The 17,912-nt window shown below is 70.9% G+C and carries 17 protein-coding genes and 1 pseudogene; 13 read left to right on the top strand and 5 right to left on the bottom strand.

Features of this window, described 5'->3' with window-relative positions; genetic code table 11:
- The first annotated feature begins 176 nt into the window (after nt 1–176).
- Together ACIRVK_RS37730 and ACIRVK_RS37725 are read left to right on the top strand one after the other, a co-directional pair.
- Nucleotides 177–863, top strand: coding sequence for a response regulator transcription factor (locus ACIRVK_RS37730; protein ID WP_404255334.1), 687 nt, complete (start codon nt 177–179; stop codon nt 861–863).
- Between the two features lie 9 nt (nt 864–872).
- On the top strand, nt 873–2,276 hold the full coding sequence (locus ACIRVK_RS37725; protein ID WP_404255332.1) for an ATP-binding protein: 1,404 nt from the start codon (nt 873–875) through the stop codon (nt 2,274–2,276).
- Here the strand turns inward: ACIRVK_RS37725 and ACIRVK_RS37720 are convergent.
- Nucleotides 2,266–3,264, bottom strand: coding sequence for a TAXI family TRAP transporter solute-binding subunit (locus ACIRVK_RS37720; RefSeq protein WP_404255330.1), 999 nt, complete (start codon nt 3,262–3,264; stop codon nt 2,266–2,268). The genes ACIRVK_RS37725 and ACIRVK_RS37720 overlap by 11 nt on opposite strands.
- A gap of 85 nt (nt 3,265–3,349) precedes the next feature.
- Here ACIRVK_RS37720 and ACIRVK_RS37715 point away from each other — a divergent pair, with 85 nt between their 5' ends.
- From ACIRVK_RS37715 to ACIRVK_RS37700, 4 genes are read left to right on the top strand one after another with little or no spacing between them, the layout of a single operon-like run.
- Complete coding sequence (locus ACIRVK_RS37715) at nt 3,350–3,805, top strand: MazG nucleotide pyrophosphohydrolase domain-containing protein (RefSeq protein ID WP_404255328.1); 456 nt, start codon at nt 3,350–3,352, stop codon at nt 3,803–3,805.
- Entirely contained in the window at nt 3,802–5,328 is a 1,527-nt protein-coding gene (gene miaB / locus ACIRVK_RS37710; RefSeq protein ID WP_404255326.1) for a tRNA (N6-isopentenyl adenosine(37)-C2)-methylthiotransferase MiaB, read from the top strand. The genes ACIRVK_RS37715 and miaB overlap by 4 nt, the downstream gene beginning before the upstream one ends.
- Before the next feature lie 33 nt (nt 5,329–5,361).
- Entirely contained in the window at nt 5,362–5,658 is a 297-nt protein-coding gene (locus ACIRVK_RS37705; protein ID WP_404255324.1) for a hypothetical protein, read from the top strand.
- Between the two features lie 10 nt (nt 5,659–5,668).
- The gene (locus ACIRVK_RS37700) at nt 5,669–6,382 is read left to right on the top strand and encodes a class III extradiol dioxygenase subunit B-like domain-containing protein (RefSeq protein WP_404255322.1); all 714 of its coding nucleotides are present in this window, start codon (nt 5,669–5,671) and stop codon (nt 6,380–6,382) included.
- 58 nt (nt 6,383–6,440) lie between these two features.
- On the opposite strand, the gene ACIRVK_RS37695 is transcribed toward ACIRVK_RS37700, so the two are convergent.
- Together ACIRVK_RS37695 and ACIRVK_RS37690 are read right to left on the bottom strand one after the other, a co-directional pair.
- The gene (locus tag ACIRVK_RS37695) at nt 6,441–6,710 is read right to left on the bottom strand and encodes an antitoxin (protein ID WP_404255320.1); all 270 of its coding nucleotides are present in this window, start codon (nt 6,708–6,710) and stop codon (nt 6,441–6,443) included.
- A 61-nt stretch (nt 6,711–6,771) separates the two neighbouring features.
- On the bottom strand, nt 6,772–7,047 hold the full coding sequence (locus ACIRVK_RS37690; RefSeq protein WP_404255318.1) for a hypothetical protein: 276 nt from the start codon (nt 7,045–7,047) through the stop codon (nt 6,772–6,774).
- 183 nt (nt 7,048–7,230) lie between these two features.
- Between ACIRVK_RS37690 and miaA the strand changes: the two genes are divergently transcribed.
- From miaA to hflX, 6 genes are all read left to right on the top strand, one after another.
- Nucleotides 7,231–8,169, top strand: a complete 939-nt coding sequence (gene miaA / locus ACIRVK_RS37685; protein ID WP_404255316.1) for a tRNA (adenosine(37)-N6)-dimethylallyltransferase MiaA — start codon at nt 7,231–7,233, stop codon at nt 8,167–8,169.
- 108 nt (nt 8,170–8,277) lie between these two features.
- A complete protein-coding gene (locus tag ACIRVK_RS37680) occupies nt 8,278–8,781 on the top strand; it encodes a hypothetical protein (RefSeq protein ID WP_404255392.1) in 504 nt (167 codons plus the stop codon).
- A gap of 45 nt (nt 8,782–8,826) precedes the next feature.
- The gene (gene dapF / locus ACIRVK_RS37675) at nt 8,827–9,726 is read left to right on the top strand and encodes a diaminopimelate epimerase (RefSeq protein WP_404255314.1); all 900 of its coding nucleotides are present in this window, start codon (nt 8,827–8,829) and stop codon (nt 9,724–9,726) included.
- Nucleotides 9,727–10,024: 298 nt separating this feature from the next.
- Nucleotides 10,025–12,130 (top strand): RelA/SpoT family protein, encoded by a 2,106-nt coding sequence (locus ACIRVK_RS37670; protein WP_404255312.1) that lies wholly within the window; start codon nt 10,025–10,027, stop codon nt 12,128–12,130.
- A 107-nt stretch (nt 12,131–12,237) separates the two neighbouring features.
- Nucleotides 12,238–13,764 (top strand): M1 family metallopeptidase, encoded by a 1,527-nt coding sequence (locus tag ACIRVK_RS37665; RefSeq protein WP_404255310.1) that lies wholly within the window; start codon nt 12,238–12,240, stop codon nt 13,762–13,764.
- Between the two features lie 144 nt (nt 13,765–13,908).
- On the top strand, nt 13,909–15,402 hold the full coding sequence (gene hflX / locus ACIRVK_RS37660; RefSeq protein ID WP_404255308.1) for a GTPase HflX: 1,494 nt from the start codon (nt 13,909–13,911) through the stop codon (nt 15,400–15,402).
- A gap of 58 nt (nt 15,403–15,460) precedes the next feature.
- On the opposite strand, the gene ACIRVK_RS37655 is transcribed toward hflX, so the two are convergent.
- Complete coding sequence (locus ACIRVK_RS37655) at nt 15,461–15,598, bottom strand: hypothetical protein (RefSeq protein ID WP_404255306.1); 138 nt, start codon at nt 15,596–15,598, stop codon at nt 15,461–15,463.
- A 443-nt stretch (nt 15,599–16,041) separates the two neighbouring features.
- Complete coding sequence (locus ACIRVK_RS37650) at nt 16,042–17,274, bottom strand: trypsin-like serine peptidase (RefSeq protein ID WP_404255304.1); 1,233 nt, start codon at nt 17,272–17,274, stop codon at nt 16,042–16,044.
- Between the two features lie 329 nt (nt 17,275–17,603).
- Here ACIRVK_RS37650 and ACIRVK_RS37645 point away from each other — a divergent pair.
- A pseudogene (locus tag ACIRVK_RS37645) lies at nt 17,604–17,831 on the top strand (hypothetical protein); the annotation flags it as partial.
- Between the last annotated feature and the right edge of the window lie 81 nt (nt 17,832–17,912).

Genomic DNA, 17,912 nt, shown 5'->3' with positions numbered 1-17,912 from the left:
ACACGTCGTAGCAGTTGGCGGGGGACGCGTCTCGGCCGGGTAACGGAAGGGGCGCGCGAGAGGAACCCGCTTGACTCGGTCGTCGTCCATCAGCGTGACTGCTTGGTGCACGCGCACGCGTGCGCACGTTTTGTGCCCATCCTGTTCGTACGGCCGATGAACCGAAGGGGGCCCGGATGAGACTGCTCCTCGTCGAGGACGACAACCATGTCGCCGCCGCACTCTCGGCGGTTCTGGCACGGCACGGATTCGACGTCACGCACGCGCGCAGCGGCGAGGAGGCTCTCCAGGCTCTCGTTCCCGAAGGCAACGGCTTCGGTGTGGTTCTGCTCGACCTCGGCCTGCCCGACCAGGACGGATACGAGGTCTGCGGCAAGATCCGCAAGCGCACCAGCACCCCGGTGATCATGGTCACCGCGCGGTCCGACGTCCGCTCCCGCATCCACGGCCTCAACCTCGGTGCCGACGACTACGTGGTCAAGCCGTACGACACCGGCGAGTTGCTGGCGCGCATCCACGCCGTCAGCCGGCGCACCGCCCACGAGGACGCCGCGCAGGGCGAGGAGAGCGCGCTGCGCCTGGGGCCCGTGCTCATCGAACTGCCCACCCGGCAGGTCAGCGTGAGCGGTTCGGTGGTCCAGCTGACCCGCAAGGAGTTCGACCTGCTCGCCCTGCTCGCGCAGCGTCCCGGGGTCGTCTTCCGCCGGGAGCAGATCATCAGCGAGGTGTGGCGCACCAGTTGGGAGGGGACCGGGCGCACCCTGGAGGTGCACGTCGCGTCCCTGCGGGCCAAGCTGCGCATGCCGGCCCTGATCGAGACGGTGCGCGGCGTCGGCTACCGGCTCGTCGCCCCGGCTTCGTGACGGGCACGCGTGCGTACACGTCTTCTCCCGCTGCTCATCGTCCTGATGGCGGCCGTGCTGCTCGCGCTCGGCATCCCGCTCGGGGTGAGCGTGGCCGCGGCGCAGCAGCAGAAGGTGGTCGTCGACCGGATAGACGACACCGCGCGCTTCGCCTCCCTCGCCCAGTTCGTCACCGACGCCTGCAGCTCCACACGCACTTCCACGGATGAGCGTCTGGAGACCCTGAGCAGCGAACTCACCAGCTACTACGGTGTCTACGGCATCCGGGCCGGCGTGTTCTGCCGTACCGACGTCCCCATGGCCCAGGCGCCGGCGAGCTTCTTCCTGCCCGACTCGGGCCCGGTGCGCGAGGCGTTCGACGAGGCGAAGCTCAGCCGCCGCAGCCACGACCCGAAGCAGGTGTGGCCCTGGCAGCAGGGCCGCCTGGTCGTCGCCTCGCCGGTGATCCGGGACGGTGACGTCGTCGCGGTGGTCGTCACCGACTCGCCCACCGGGCAGATGCGTTCGCGCATCCTGCACGGCTGGCTGGTCATCGGGCTCGGCGAGATCGCCGCGATGCTGCTGGCGGTCGGCGCCGCGCTCCGGCTGACCGGCTGGGTGCTCAGGCCCGTGCGGGTGCTCGACGCCACCACCCACGCGATCGCCAGCGGGCGGCTCAAGTCACGTGTCGCGGCCGCCGGCGGGCCGCCGGAACTTCGGCGCCTGGCTCGGGCGTTCAACGAGATGGCGGACAACGTCGAGGACGTGCTGGAGCAGCAGCGCGCCTTCGTCGCCGACGCCTCGCACCAGCTGCGCAACCCGCTTTCGGCGCTGCTGCTGCGGATCGAACTGCTCGCGCTCGAACTACCGGAGGACAACGAGGAGATCGCATCGGTCCGTACCGAGGGCAAGCGTCTGGCGGAAGTGCTCGACGACCTGCTCGACCTCGCCCTGGCCGAGCACACCGAGGCCGACCTGAGGACCACCGACATCGGCGAACTGACCGCCGAGCGCATCGCCGCCTGGACCCCGACCGCCCAGGCCAAGGGCGTACGGCTGCTCGGGGAGTGCCCGCCGACGACCGCGTGGGCCGACCCGGTCACGCTCTCCAGCGCCCTGGACGCGGTGATCGACAACGCGGTCAAGTTCACGCCGAAGGACGAGTGCGTGCGGGTGCGGGTGGCGTCCGACGGAGCCTCCTCGACCGTCGTCGTCAGCGACAGCGGACCGGGCCTGACCGACGAGGAACTCGCGCGCGTAGGCGACCGCTTCTGGCGCAGCGGCCGCCACCAGAACGTCAAGGGCTCCGGCCTCGGGCTGTCCATCTCGCGCACCCTGCTCGCGGCGGGCGGCGGCTCCATCTCGTTCGACCACCACGAGCCGCACGGGCTGACGGTGACGGTGTCGGTGCCGCGCAGCCGCCCTACGGCTTGACCGAGCGGTAGTAGCGCCGGGCGCCCTCGTGCAGGGCCAGCGGGTCGGTGTAGATCGCGGTGCGCAGGTCGACGAGCTGGGCGGAGTGCACGTGCGCGCCGATCTCGTCACGGCTCTTGATCACGGTGCGGGTCACCCACTCGGTGAGCCGGGGGTCCACGTCGGCGCGGGTCATGAGGATGTTGGACACCGCGATGGTCGGCACGGCCACACCGTTCTGGATGCTCGGATAGGCCGACTCCGGCATGGAGGTGGCGCGGTAGTAGCGGGTGGCGCCACCCTGCTTGTGCAGTGTGGCGACGAGGTCGGCCGCGATCGGCACGAACCGGAAGGTGAAGCCGCTCGCGAGGTCCTGCAGCCCCTCCGTGGGCAGCCCGCCCGACCAGAAGAACGCGTCGATCTCGCCCCGCTTCAGCCGGTCCGGTCCGGTGTCGATGCCGTCGGCGAACGGTGTGACGTCCTTCTGCGGGTCGAGGCCGGCCGCTGTGAGGACCCGGTCGGCGATCAGCCGCACACCGGAGCGCGTCGGCCCTATGGCCACCCGCTTGCCCCGCAGGTCGGCGACGGACCGCACGTCCGAGTCGCGCGGGACGACCAGTTGCACGTAGTCGTCGTACAGACGGGCCACTCCGCGCAGGCGGTGGTATCCGGTCCGGTGCCCCAGTTCGTACGTGTCCACCGCGTCGGCTGCCGCGATGGTGAAGTCGGCCTTCCCGGTCGCCACCCGGCGCACGTTCTCCTGGGAGCCGTCACTGGTCAGCAGGTCCACCTTCAGTTTCGGCATGTCCTTGTCGAACTCCTTGCGCAGGAGCTTGCCGTACTGCTGGTACACCCCGGCCTGAGTCCCGGTGCTGAGCGTGATCGTCCCGCTCGGCGGACTCTCGCCCAGCGGCAGCAACCACCACAGCAGCAGCCCGAACACGACGAAGCCGGCGGCCGCGCCCTGCAGGGCCCGGCGCCTGCCGATCCGGGCGAGCACACTGGACATGCGCGCGATCCTGCCAGCCCGGACGCCGTGCTGACCAGGGCGGCACTCACGGGGGACTGTCAGTGGCGGCCGATACAGTCGCCGCATGAGCTCATCGCCCGCCGACCTGGTCCGTGCGTTCCACCTCGCCGTCGGGCTCGACGCCCGGGGGACGCCCACCGAGATACCGCCCCAGCTGGCCGCTCACCGCCGTGAACTGCTCGCGGAGGAGGCCGCCGAGGCCGCCGAGGCCTCCGTCACCGGGCCCCTCGACCGGCTCGCGCACGAACTCGCCGACGTCGTCTACGTGGCGTACGGCACGGCCCTCGTCCACGGCATCGACCTCGACGCGGTCATCGCCGAGATCCACCGCTCCAACATGACCAAGCTGGGCCCCGACGGCAGCGTCGCCCGCCGCGCCGACGGCAAGGTCCTCAAGGGCGAGCACTACGAGCCGCCGGACGTGTCGGGGCTGCTGCGGCGCCAGGGGTGGGTGCCGGGCGGGGCCCCCGGGGAATCCCGGGACGGGGGGTGCACGGGAGCGCCTACCCTTGACGCATGACCAGCAGCAGCGACCGGAGCCTCGCAGTGGACGTCCAGGGACCCAAGACCTACGAAGTGCGTACCTACGGGTGCCAGATGAACGTCCACGACTCCGAGCGATTGTCCGGGCTGCTGGAGGAGGCGGGCTACGTGCGCGCCCCCGAGGGCTCCGACGGCGACGCGGACGTCGTCGTCTTCAACACCTGCGCCGTGCGGGAGAACGCCGACAACCGGCTGTACGGCAACCTCGGCCGCCTCGCGCCGAAGAAGGCGTCACGGCCCGGCATGCAGATCGCGGTCGGCGGCTGCCTGGCGCAGAAGGACCAGGACACCATCGTGAAGAAGGCGCCCTGGGTGGACGTCGTCTTCGGTACGCACAACATCGGCAAGCTGCCGGTGCTGCTGGAGCGCGCGCGTGTGCAGGAGGAGGCGCAGGTCGAGATCGCCGAGTCCCTGGAGGCGTTCCCGTCGACCCTGCCGACCCGGCGTGAGAGCGCGTACGCGGCCTGGGTGTCCATCTCCGTCGGCTGCAACAACACCTGCACCTTCTGCATCGTCCCGGCCCTGCGCGGCAAGGAGAAGGACCGCCGCACCGGCGACATCCTCGTGGAGATCGAGGCCCTGGTCGGCGAGGGCGTCTCCGAGATCACCCTGCTCGGCCAGAACGTCAACGCGTACGGCTCCGACATCGGCGACCGCGAGGCGTTCAGCAAGCTGCTGCGGGCCTGCGGCTCGATCGACGGCCTGGAGCGCGTCCGCTTCACCTCGCCGCACCCCCGCGACTTCACCGACGACGTGATCGCGGCGATGGCCGAGACTCCGAACGTGATGCCACAGCTGCACATGCCCCTGCAGTCCGGCTCGGACACGGTCCTGAAGGCGATGCGCCGCTCCTACCGGCAGGAGCGTTACCTCGTGATCATCGAGAAGGTCCGCGCCGCCATCCCGCACGCGGCGATCACCACCGACATCATCGTGGGCTTCCCCGGCGAGACCGAGGAGGACTTCGAGCAGACCCTGCACGTCGTCCGCGAGGCCCGCTTCGCCCAGGCCTTCACCTTCCAGTACTCCAAGCGCCCCGGCACCCCGGCCGCGACCATGGACGCCCAGATCCCCAAGGAGGTCGTCCAGGCGCGTTACGAGCGTCTCGTGGCCCTCCAGGAGGAGATCTCCTGGGAGGAGAACAAGAAGCAGGTGGGCCGCACCCTGGAGCTGATGGTCGCCGAGGGCGAGGGCCGCAAGGACGGCGCCACCCACCGCCTCTCCGGCCGCGCCCCCGACAACCGCCTGGTGCACTTCACCAAGCCCGACCAGGAGGTCCGTCCCGGCGACGTCGTCACCGTCGAGATCACCTACGCCGCCCCGCACCACCTCCTCGCCGAGGGCGCCGTCCTCCACGTGCGGCGCACGCGCGCGGGGGACGCCTGGCAGAAGCGCAACGCCGCCGAGGCCGCGAAGCCGGCGGGCGTGCTGCTGGGCCTGCCGAAGATCGGTGTCCCGGAACCGCTGCCGGCGGCGACGGGCGGCTGCGCGGCGCACTGAGCGACGCCGGGTACTCAGGGGGGAGGGCGGGGCATGGGGCGCTGGGTGGTGGTCGTCGACCGCAGCATCGGGAACCAGAACGACCTCGACGAGGTGGCGCACTTCGAGGGCAACCGGGACGAGGCCAGGGCCCGTCTGTACGAGATCGCCCGCACCCACCGTCCGGCTGTCGGCCTGCGTCAGAAACGCCGACAGGTCTACCGGATCGGTGACGGGGACGCCTACTACGTCAACGTCGAGGGCGCGATGTCGACGCACCGCGTGATGTACCGGCTCGCCGAACTGGAGTGGAGCACCCATCCGGAGTCCTGGCCCTGGGCGTGGAGCTAGGCTGCCGATCATGCTCGTCGCCGCCGCCGTCTGCCCCTGTCCGCCGCTTCTCGTGCCCGAGGTCGCCGCGGGTGCCGCACCCGAGCTGGACCGTGCTCGGGCCGCGTGCACGGACGCACTGGGGGTGCTCGCCGCGTCCCGGCCCGACCTGATGGTGGTGGTCGGGCCCGCCGAGCGAAGCGGGCGCGGCACGCATGCGGAGGGCACACCGGGTTCCTTCCGGGGCTTCGGCGTGGACCTCGACGTACGGCTGGGCACCGGTCGGGGCACGGCGGCGGGGCGCTACCTTCCGCCGTCCCTCGCCGTCGCCGCGTGGCTGCTGGAACGGACCGGATGGTCCGACGCCCCGATCGAGGGCCTCGGTGTGGGGGAACCCCTCGAGGCCGAGCGGTGTATTCAGGTCGGAAGGGACATCGCCGCCCGGTCCGAACGGGTGGCGCTGCTGGTGATGGGTGACGGCAGCGCCTGCCGCACGCTCAAGGCCCCCGGCTACCTCGACGAGCGTGCGGAGGCCTTCGACGCGGAGGTCGCGCGTGCCCTGGGGGCGGCCGACGTGGCGGCCCTCAAGGCGCTCGACGCCGAGCTGGCGTACGAGCTGAAGGCGTCGGGCCGAGCCGCTTGGCAGGTCCTCGCCGGCGCCGCCGAGGGCACGGACCTCACCGGCGCGTTGCTGTACGAGGACGCGCCGTACGGGGTCGGGTACGTGGTGGCGACCTGGTCGTGAACGGCGGACGGCCGGGGAGCCATGGGCCCCGCGGCCGTCCGTCGATGTGCCGTGCCGGTCAGGGCGTCGGCGGAGTCGGCGTGTCCGGCGGTACCGTGCCGGGACCCGCCTCCGTGTCGCCCTTGTGCGCGAGGCGGTCCATGGCGTCCTTGGCCTTGCCCGTCCCGGTCTGGATCCTGTCGCTGTACTTGCCCTTGGTCTTCTCGTCGACCACCCGCGCGGCCTTGTCGAGACCGTGCGAGATCTTGTCCCCGTGCTGCTGCGCGAGGTCCGAGACCTTGTCCTTGGCCGGGGAGAGCTTGGCCTTCAAGTTGTCCAGGAGACCCATGGTCCACCTTCCCTGTAGCCCGGGTCCGGTTCGCCCCCCGGGGCGTTCGCGCGCGGCGCGGTTACGTGCGGGCGCCCTCGTCGGCCTCGCTGTCGGCCGCCTCCTGCACGGACTGCTGCTTGGGGATCCCGGGGCCGTCGTCGGCGGTGGCCTCGACAGGCTCGTCCGCCGCCGGTTCGGCCTCGGTCCGCCCCTCCGTCTCGGCCGACTCCACGGTCCCTGCCGCCTCCGGGGCCGCGGGCTCCGGCTGCGCCGCCGGTGTGCTCTCCTGAGTCTCGACGGTTGACGCCTCCTCCGTGGCCTTCGACCTCCGGAGAAGTCGTGCGAAAACGCCCATATCCACTCCAATACGTTACTCGTGCGGGCGAAATCCCGCGTCGCCCGGTGCGTCCGTTTGCGCCGCCCGGGTAGCCGCCCCCCGAAAGCGGCGGCGAGAACCTCGCAACGGGCAACGACGCCGACCACGCCTCGTCACGTAACTCGTTCGAGGAGGGCTCCCGGCGTTTGGGAGACTGGGGCGGTGAGCACCGCACCCCCCGCCCCCCGAGTCATCGCCGTCGTCGGTCCCACCGCCGCCGGAAAGTCCGATCTGGGCGTCTTCCTCGCCCAGCGCCTGGGCGGGGAGGTCGTCAACGCCGACTCCATGCAGCTCTACCGGGGGATGGACATCGGCACCGCCAAGCTGACGCCCGAAGAGCGCGGCGGCATCCCGCACCACCTCCTGGACATCTGGGACGTGACGGTCACGGCCTCCGTCGCCGAGTACCAGAAGCTCGCCCGCGCGCGGATCGACGCGTTGCTCGCGGAAGGCCGCTGGCCGGTCCTGGTCGGCGGTTCCGGACTGTACGTCCGCGGAGCGGTCGACAACCTGGAGTTCCCCGGCACCGACCCCGAGGTCCGGGCCCGCCTTGAGGGCGAACTCACCCTGCGCGGCTCCGGTGCGCTGCATGCGCGTCTGGCCGCCGCCGACCCGGGGGCTGCGCAGGCGATCCTGCCGAGCAACGGCCGCCGTATCGTCCGGGCCCTCGAGGTGATCGAGATCACCGGCCGGCCCTTCACCGCCAACCTGCCCGGCCACGACTCGGTCTACGACACCGTCCAGATCGGCGTCGACGTGGCCCGTCCCGAACTCGACGAGCGCATCGCCCGCCGGGTCGACCGGATGTGGGACGAGGGGCTCGTGGACGAGGTGCGCGCGCTGGAGGCGCGCGGCCTGCGCGAGGGGCGCACGGCCTCCCGCGCGCTGGGCTACCAGCAGGTGCTCGCGGCGCTCGCGGGGGAGTGCACGCTCGAAGAGGCGCGGGCCGAGACCGTACGCGCCACCAAGCGCTTCGCGCGCCGCCAGGATTCATGGTTCAGGCGCGACCCGCGGGTGCACTGGCTCAGTGGGGCTGCGGCGGATGTCACAGAACTTCCGGAGCTCGCATTGGCGTTGGTCGAACGACCGGTCACAGCCTGATCACGTCATGGCATCGGGACGCTCAGGCCGCCGTCCGGGCCTCCGGCGCCGTGCCATCATCGAGCTTCGATCGACCAAGTGGAGTCCGAGTTGGGAGGGCGCGTGGCGATGGAGGCCGGCCCTCGCGACACCGCACAAGGCACCGAGCCCCTCACCGTCGACAGCGGTGAACCGGAGCTTGACGAAGATCGTCTGAGCTCCGACGGGCCCGACGAGACGCAGGGCGGAGTGACCGCCGACGGCCCCGAGCCCGAGGAGATGTTCGCGAGCGGGCCCGAGGTCGAGGTAGAGCTGCGCCCGCAGCGCAGGCTGCGCATCTGGCAGCTAGCGCCCATCGTCGCCCTGGCCGCGGTCGGCTCCCTGATGTTCGCCTTCCCCCTGGCCTTCGACTTCGGCGACAGCGGCGCCGTGATCGCCATGCTGGGGCTGCTGATCTGCTTCTGCGCGGCGGGCTGGGGCATGATGGCCGCCCGCCGGGTCGGTTACACGTGGCCCGGGCTGCCGCAGCGGGGCTCCGGCCGCAGACCGGACTGGCGGGTGGTCCTGGCGTACGCCGTCCTGGTCGCCGCGATCGTCGTACTGGCGGTGTGGAGAGTGGCCCGCCTGCGGTAGGCGGTCCTTTTCGGCACTGTCCGAGGGGCACCGTACGATCGGGGCATGAGCACGCGCACGGGCATCGCCTTCCTCAAGGGCCACGGCACCGAGAACGACTTCGTGATCGTCCCGGACCCCGAGAACACCATCGACCTGCCCCCGGCCGCCGTGGCCGCCCTGTGCGACCGCCGGGCGGGCATCGGCGGTGACGGCCTGCTGCACGTCGTGCGATCCGCCGCCCACCCAGAAGCCCGGCATATGGCGTCCGAGGCCGAGTGGTTCATGGACTACCGCAACGGCGACGGTTCGATCGCGGAGATGTGCGGCAACGGCGTGCGCGTGTTCGCGCGATACCTGCAGCGCGCCGGTCACGTCACCGAGGGCGATCTCGCCGTGGCCACGCGCGGGGGCGTGAAGACCGTGCACATCGCCAAGACCGCGCCCGGCAGCGGCGGCGCCCAGGGCGACGTCACCGTGGGCATGGGCAGGGCGATGCTCCCCGAGGGGGACGTCACGGTCAGCGTCGGCGCGCGAAGCTGGCCCGCGCGGAACGTGAACATGGGCAACCCGCACGCGGTAGCGTTCGTCGACGATCTCGCGCATGCCGGGAACCTGTACGCGCCGCCCCCGTTCAGCCCGGCCGGCGCGTACCCGGACGGCGTGAACGTGGAGTTCGTGGTCGACCGCGGTCCCCGCCACGTCGCCCTGCGCGTGCATGAGCGCGGTTCCGGCGAGACCCGGTCGTGCGGCACGGGCGCGTGCGCCGTCGCCGTGGCCACGGCCCGCCGCGACGGCAACGACCCCGCGGTCACCGGAACCCCGGTGACGTACACCGTCGACGTGCCCGGCGGCACCCTCGTGATCACCGAGCGTCCCGACGGCGAGATCGAGATGACCGGTCCTGCGGTGATCGTCGCCGAAGGCGAGATCGACGCCGAGTGGCTGGAAACATTCGTCCGCTGAGGACCCTTCAGGTTGGAGATCGCAGGCGTCCGGTCCGGATGGTGCAGGAGTCAACTACTGAGACGCCGTTCGGGAGTTCGAAATCAAGGTCGGCCTCCATTCGTGTGGCTCGAAACTGTAAACCTGCAAACCTTCGCTCGAATGGGTGATCCGTTTCACGCTCGACGAGAGGCGGTCAGACGCACGTGATGGGCTCGGTAGCATCAAGCACCGGCCCGGACGGGGGACCGTTGCCACCCCCTGAGCCGTGTCCGCCCTGGGGCACCCCGTCCGCCGGTCCACGCAGCCGGAGGTGCCCATGAGTGCGGAGGCCACGAACCCCGCGACCCCAGGTCCGGTATCAGGCCCGGCGGCGCGCTGGCGGGCGCGGATCGACCTGCGCCGCCTCGGCCGCGCCGCCCTGCTCGGTCCCACCGCCCGCGACAGGCTGCCCGACGCCATCGGCCACGTCGTCGACGCGCACCGCGCCCACCACCCGAGTGCCGACCTCGACCCCCTGCGCCGCGCCTATGTGCTGGCCGAGTCCTCGCACCGCGGCCAGATGCGCAAGAGCGGTGAGCCGTACATCACGCACCCGCTCGCCGTCACCCTGATCCTGGCCGAACTCGGCGCCGAGACAACGACGCTGACGGCCTCTTTGCTGCACGACACCGTCGAGGACACCGACGTGACGCTCGATCAGGTCGGCGAGCAGTTCGGCGCCGAGGTCCGCTATCTCGTCGACGGCGTCACCAAGTTGGAGAAGGTCGACTACGGTGCCGCCGCCGAGCCGGAGACCTTCCGTAAGATGCTGGTCGCCGCCGGCAGCGACGTCCGCGTGATGTCGATCAAACTCGCCGACCGGCTGCACAACATGCGCACCCTGGGGGTGATGCGGCCCGAGAAACAGGCCCGTATCGCCAAGGTGACCCGCGACGTCCTCATCCCGCTCGCCGAACGGCTCGGCGTCCAGGCGCTCAAGACGGAGCTGGAAGACCTGGTCTTCGCGATCCTGCATCCCGAGGAGTACGAGCACACCCGGGAGCTGATCGTCGACAACGCCTCCCGCGCCGACGACCCGCTCGCCGAGATCGCCGACGAGGTGCGCGGCGTGCTGCGCGACGCCGGCATCCCCGCCGAAGTCGTCATCCGGCCACGGCACTTCGTCTCCGTCCACCGGGTCGCCCGCAAGCGCGGCGAGCTGCGGGGCGCGGACTTCGGCAGGCTGCTCGTCCTCGTCAACGAGGACGCGGACTGTTACGGCGTCCTCGGTGAACTGCACACCTGTCTGACGCCCGTCGTCTCGGAGTTCAAGGACTTCATCGCCGTACCGAAGTTCAACCTGTACCAGTCGCTGCACACGGCGGTCGCCCGCGCGGACGGCCAGGTCGCCGAAGTCCTCATCCGCACGCACCAGATGCACAAGGTCGCCGAGGCGGGCGTCATCGCGCTCGGCAACCCCTACGCGCCCGCCCCGGACGACCCGGCCGACGGCGAGCGCGTCGACCCCACACGCCCCGGCTGGCTCTCCCGCCTGCTCGACTGGCAGGAGGCCGCACCGGACACCGACACCTTCTGGTCGACCCTGCGCGAGGACCTCGCCCAGGACCGCGAGATCACCGTCTTCCGGCCCGACGGCGGCACCCTGGGCCTGCCCGAGGGCGCCACCTGCGTCGACGCCGCGTACGCGCAGTACGGCGAGGACGCGCACGCGTGCATCGGCGCCCGTGTGAACGGCCGTCTGGCGACGCTGAGCACGGTCCTGCGGGACGGCGACACCGTGCAGCTCCTCATGGGCCAGGACCCCGCCTCCGAGCCCTCACGGGAGTGGCTGGAGCACGCCCACACGCCCGCCGCGCGGATCGCCATCCAGCGATGGCTCGCGACCCACCCGGCGCGCGAGGAAGCCCAGGAGAGCGAGGAGCCCTCGTCGGCACCCCGGCCCACGCCCGAGGGGTCGGTCGCGCGTCCCGTCGCGGACGTCATCGTCGACCAGCCGGGCGCGACGGTAAGGCTGGCCGGCTGCTGCACGCCCGTTCCGCCCGACGAGGTCACCGGCTTCGCCGTACGGGGTGGCGTGGTCACCGTCCACCGCGTGGAGTGCGCCGCGGTGGGGCGTATGACGAACGGGGGGCGTGCGGAGGTCGGCGTGCGCTGGGGGGACACCACCGAGTGCCGGGTCACCCTGCTCGCCGAATCGTTCGGCCGCCCGCACCTCCTGGCCGACCTCACCGAGGCGATGGCCCTCGAGGGTGCCGAGATCGTCTCCGCGACCATCGAGCCCCCGACCCAGCAGCGCGTCCGGCACACCTACACCGTCCAGCTCCCGGACGCGGCCCTCCTGCCGGCCCTCATGCGAGCGATGCGCAACGTACCCGGCGTCTACGACGTGAGCCGTACCCAGCCCCACCCGACAGACACGTGAAGCGCCACCGCACGCGTGCGTGGCGGTTCCGCGTGCCCCTTACCCGTTCGGGTGGCACGGGCGCGCGTCGCCGTCGTGTGGCGCTCGCGCGCTGGTAGCCGTGGTCCATGCTGCTCACCCCCCACGCCCAGACGGCCGTCACGCGTGCGCGTGCGTTCACGTCCCGTACCGCGAGCCGCCGTCGTCGCAAGGCGGCCGCCGTGCTCGCCTCCGCCGTCTCCGTCTGCCTTCTCGCCGCGAGCGCCCCGGCGGTCCCGCTGGGCGTCGGCGACCGGCTCTTCCCGTACCTGGGCAACCCCGGGTACGACGTGGCGTCCTACGACCTCTCCTTCACCTACTCCGGGTCCAACAGCAAGCCGCTCCAGGCGGTCACCACCATCGACGCCTGGACCACCCAGGACCTCGACCGCCTGAACCTCGACTTCGCGCACGGCAAGGTCGAGTCCGTCAAGGTCGACGGAGAACCGGCCGCGTTCACCAGCGCCGGCGAGGACCTCGTCGTCATGCCCGAGGACCGGCTGCCGGCGGGCAGCTGGGCGCGGATCACCGTGCGGCACACCAGCGACCCCATGGCGTCGGGGGACGAGGACGGCGGCTGGGTGCGCACCGCGGACGGCCTCGCCATGGCCAACCAGGCCGACGCCGCGCACCTGGTGTTCCCGTGCAACGACCACCCCTCCGACAAGGCGATGTTCACCATCCGGGTCACCGCCCCCAACGGCTACACGGTCGTCGCCAACGGCCTGCCGACCGGCCTCGACCGCGTCGGCGGGTCCACGACCTGGACCTACCGGACCCAGCACCCCATGGCCACCGAGCTCGCCCAGGTGTCGATCGGCCGCTCCACGGTGCTGCACCGCCAGGGCCCGCACGGCCTGCCCGTACGGGACGTCGTGCCCACCGAGGACGTGAAGGCGCTCGAACCCTGGCTCGCCGAGACCCCTGACCAGATCGCCTGGATGGAGAGCAAGGTCGGCCCCTACCCCTTCGAGACGTACGGCCTGCTCATGGCACAGGCGACCACCGGCTTCGAACTCGAGACGCAGACCCTGTCCCTCTTCGAGAAAGAGCTCTTCACCCAGCCCGCCTACCCCAAGTGGTACCTACGCTCGATCATGGTCCACGAACTGTCGCACCAGTGGTTCGGTGACAGCGTCAGCCCCCGCGCCTGGTCTGACGTGTGGCTCAACGAGGGGCACGCCACCTGGTACGAGGCCCTGTACGCGCAGGAGAAGGCGCACCAGCCGATGGAGGCGCGCATGAAGGCCGCGTACGCCGCCTCGGACCGCTGGCGTGCCGCCGGCGGACCCCCGGCCCTCCCCAAGGCCCCCGACCCCGGCCAGAAGATCAGCATCTTCCGTCCGAACGTCTACGACGGCGCCGCTCTCGTGCTGTACGCCCTGCGTCAGGAGATCGGCCGTGAACGCTTCGAACGCCTCGAACGTGCCTGGGTGGCCCTGCACCGCGACGGCACCGCAACCACCGCCGACTTCGAACGGCTCGCCGCCGACATCTCCGGACGCGACCTCGGCGGCTTCTTCAAGGCCTGGCTGTACGGCGAGAAAACCCCGCCGATGCCCGGCCACCCGGACTGGAAGCCGGCCGTGCCCACCAAGGCGGCACCGCGGAAATAAGGCGGTGACGAGACGTCCCGTACCGTGCGACCATCATCTGGTCGGCGCGGCAAGGGACACGGGAATCTCCCGGGGTACTCATGCGTTGACGAGGGTGATCGCATCGACGATCGCCGTACCGACGCCCATCGACGTAAGGATCCAATGACCTCCTCTTCATCCCCTTCCCAGGACACGCAGCGCTTCGCGCACACCTACGCCGAAGGTCTTCGGGCCGATGCCCTGATGGAAGAGGACGTCGCCTGGAGCCACGAGATCGACGAAGAGCGGGACGGCGACCAGTTCGACCGCTCCGAGCGCGCGGCCCTGCGCCGCGTGGTGGGCCTGTCCACCGAGCTCGAGGACGTCACCGAGGTCGAGTACCGCCAGCTCCGTCTGGAGCGGGTCGTCCTCGTCGGCGTCTGGACCTCCGGCACCGTGCAGGACGCGGAGAACTCCCTCGCGGAGCTCGCCGCCCTCGCCGAGACGGCCGGCGCGCTCGTGCTCGATGGCGTGATCCAGCGCCGCGACAAGCCCGACGCGGCCACCTACATCGGCTCCGGCAAGGCGAGCGAGCTCAGGGACATCGTCCTGGAGAGCGGCGCCGACACCGTGATCTGCGACGGTGAGCTCAGCCCGGGCCAGCTCATCCACCTCGAGGACGTCGTCAAGGTCAAGGTCATCGACCGTACGGCCCTGATCCTGGACATCTTCGCCCAGCACGCCAAGTCCCGAGAGGGCAAGGCGCAGGTCGCGCTCGCGCAGATGCAGTACATGCTGCCGAGGCTGCGCGGCTGGGGTCAGTCGCTGTCCCGGCAGATGGGCGGCGGCAAGGGCGGCGGCCTCGCCACCCGTGGTCCCGGTGAGACCAAGATCGAGACGGACCGGCGCCGGATCCGCGAGAAGATGGCGAAGATGCGCCGGGAGATCGCGGAGATGAAGACCGGCCGCGAGATCAAGCGTCAGGAGCGCAAGCGCCACAAGGTGCCGTCCGTCGCCATCGCGGGCTACACCAACGCCGGCAAGTCCTCCCTGCTCAACCGTCTCACGGGCGCGGGCGTGCTGGTCGAGAACGCCCTGTTCGCGACCCTCGACCCGACGGTCCGCCGGGCCGAGACCCCGAGCGGCAGGCTGTACACGCTGGCGGACACCGTCGGTTTCGTCCGCCATCTGCCGCACCACCTGGTCGAGGCGTTCCGCTCCACCATGGAGGAGGTCGGCGAGTCCGACCTGATCCTGCACGTGGTCGACGGCTCGCACCCGAACCCGGAGGAGCAGCTGGCCGCCGTGCGCGAGGTGATCAGGGAGGTCGGCGCCGTCGACGTCCCCGAGATCGTCGTGATCAACAAGGCGGACGCGGCGGACCCGCTGACGCTGCAGCGGCTCCTGCGGATCGAGAAGCGTTCGATCGCGGTCTCGGCCCGCACCGGCCGGGGCATCCAGGAGCTGATCGCGCTCATCGACAACGAGCTGCCGAGGCCCTCCGTCGAGATCGAGGCGCTGGTGCCGTACACCCACGGCAAGCTGGTCGCGCGTGCGCATGACGAGGGCGAGGTGATCTCCGAGGAGCACACCCCGGAGGGCACCCTGATCAAGGTGCGGGTCCACGAGGAACTGGCGGCGGACCTCGCGCCGTACCTGCCCGTCCCCGCGGTCTGATCGACAGCGCGAACGCCCGCTCCCTGACAGCAGGGGGCGGGCCTTCGGCGTTCCCGCGTCACCGACCACCGTACGTCCGGCTCATGTTCTCGTAGAGCGCCTCGGCGTTCCCGCCCAGTTGTGGGCCCGCCGGCCAGGTGCTGGTGGTCGGGCCGATCGAGGTGTTCGACACCAGTTCGGTCCTGTCGGTCAACACCCGTACATCGTCGGCAGGAACGCGTCCAGCGAGAGCCGCCCGGGCCGGTCGATGCACTGGAACATCTTCAGGCCGCTGTACGGCGGCCTTCGATCACCGGGTTGGCGAAGTCCTTGGCCGCGCCGAGCCACTTGTCCCGGTCCCAGTTCCTCCAGCCGACCTTGGCCCACTGGTCGACGTCGATGCCATGGGTCCTTGAGCTTCCTCGCGATGTCCGCCGGGATCCGGATCTCTCCGTCGCCGCCGGGCTTGGCGTTCGCGCTGTCGTTCGAGCCGCTGCACGCGGTCGCGGTCAGGGCCGGCGCGGCGACGAGGCCCACGGCGTCGGGGCGGGCCCGCACCCCGAGCGACACCACTATGCCCGCGCGGTTGAGGGCGAACGGGGGCGGGACGGGAAGGTTTCCGGGATGCGCTCCCGCCCCGCCCGTGCCCCTACCGGCCGGTCACTGCCCGGCGAACTTCTTGCTCACGGACTCGTACACGCCCTTCGCCACGTCACCAAGCCGTGGTCCGGCCAGCCAGCCGGAACTGACCGGGCCGATGGAGGTGTTGGACACCAGCGCGGCTTTCCCGTCCGATCCGGTCTCGACCCAGCCGCCGCCGGAGGCGCCACCCGTCATGGTGCAGCCGATGCGGTACATCGTCGGATCCGCGGCGTTCAGCGACAGCCGTCCCGGCCGGTCCGTGCACTGGTACAGCTTCTGCCCGTCGAACGGCGCGGCCGCCGGGTAGCCGGTCGCGGTGATGCTGGGAACCTTCGGCACGGCCGGGGCGTTGAAGTTCACAGCAAGCGCCGAACCGACCGTCTCCTCCAGCGACTTGCCGCCCGCGCCCTTCTCCGGCGTCACATGGATGACCGCGTAGTCGTACGGCGCCCCGTCACCGCCCGTCTCACCGCCCTGCTGGATCCACTGCTGCGAGGTCTGCGCCCAGTCGGCCCACCAGACACCGAAGGGAGCGACCTCCTCCCTGGTGGCGGTCCGCAACTGGGCCGCCGTCCTGCCCAAGTCGTTGTACGAGGGCACGAAGGCGATGTTGCGGTACCAGCCGCCCTTCCTGCCCGCGTGCACGCAGTGCCCCGCCGTCCAGATGAGGTTGGACTTGCCCGGATGCGCCGGGTCCTCCACGACCGTCGCCGAGCAGACCATGGTGCCCTGAGGGGAGTCGAAGAACACCTTGCCGGCCGTCGCAGCGTTGGCGTGGTACGTAGGCGCCACCGCCTTCGCGTCCACCGGCGCCGGCGTCCGGTCGGTCACGCCCTGGTCACCGGAGAGGTCGTTGCTGTCGACGCTCTTGTCCGGGTCGTTGGCCCGGCGCATCCGGTCCGGGTTCCACAGGCCCTTGATGATGGGGTTGATGAAGTCGTCGGCCTCGCGCAGCCAGTCGTCCTTGTTCCAGTTCCGCCAGGCGCCGTTCTTCCACTTGTCGATGTCGATCCCGTGCTCTTTGAGCTTCTTCCTGATGTCGTCCGGGATCTTGAACTTGCCGTCACCGCTGCTGGAGGAGGCGGACACGGAGGCCGAGCTCTGTCCGCCCGCGTTGCTGTCGCCGGAGGTGCAGGCGGTGGCGGTGAGTGTCAGCGCCGAGGTGAGCGCGACGGACGCGAGCACCGGGGAGATTACGCGACGCCCGCCCCTGCCGCGCCGGACGTGGAACGACGGCCCTGTGGATCGCATGATCTGAACTCCCCCTGAAACGAACGAAGTGGGCTTCCCGCCGAACCCGGTCCCGCTGCCGGACCGGCCTCGGTGGGACGGCACCACACACTATGCGCTCGCTGTGATGGGACTTCCGACGGAACGGCAACGGTTTTGCTACGGCCTGTCTGATCTGCCAATTCACCGCAAGCACCGATGATGTGACGCCCTTTCGCCCTCGCCTGCGAACTGGCCCCTTCCTGCATGATGTGGTGACCTGGATCACATGCTGTGGAATGAGTGTGGGTCCCTGCGGGTTTCCGTACCGTCTCATGACGAGTGACGCCCGAATGCAAGGATGAGCCGCCATGACAGCAGGGTGGTGCTCCCGCACGGTACGGGCCGCGGTGTTCGCGGCCGTGTGCGTGCTGCTCGCCGCCCTGGGCCACGTCATGATGTCCGGCAGCCATGTGCCCGCCTGGGCGCTGACCGCCGCGGCGGGTGCGACGGGTGCCGTGGGCTGGTGCCTGGCCGGGCGCGAGCGCGGGCTGCCGCTGATCGTCGTGGTGGTGGTCGCCGCTCAGCTTGGCGTTTATGCTCGGCGGGCTTGGTGTTCCTTGATCGACTCGGCGCGTTTGACCGTCTTGCCGACGTCGTGACGTGTGGCCCGGTGCTTG

The sequence above is a fragment of the Streptomyces sp. NPDC101152 genome, from assembly GCF_044768275.1.
Lineage (GTDB): Bacteria > Actinomycetota > Actinomycetes > Streptomycetales > Streptomycetaceae > Streptomyces.
The sequence above is the reverse complement of the archived record's forward strand: the minus strand, read 5'-3'. Positions and strand labels throughout refer to the sequence as shown.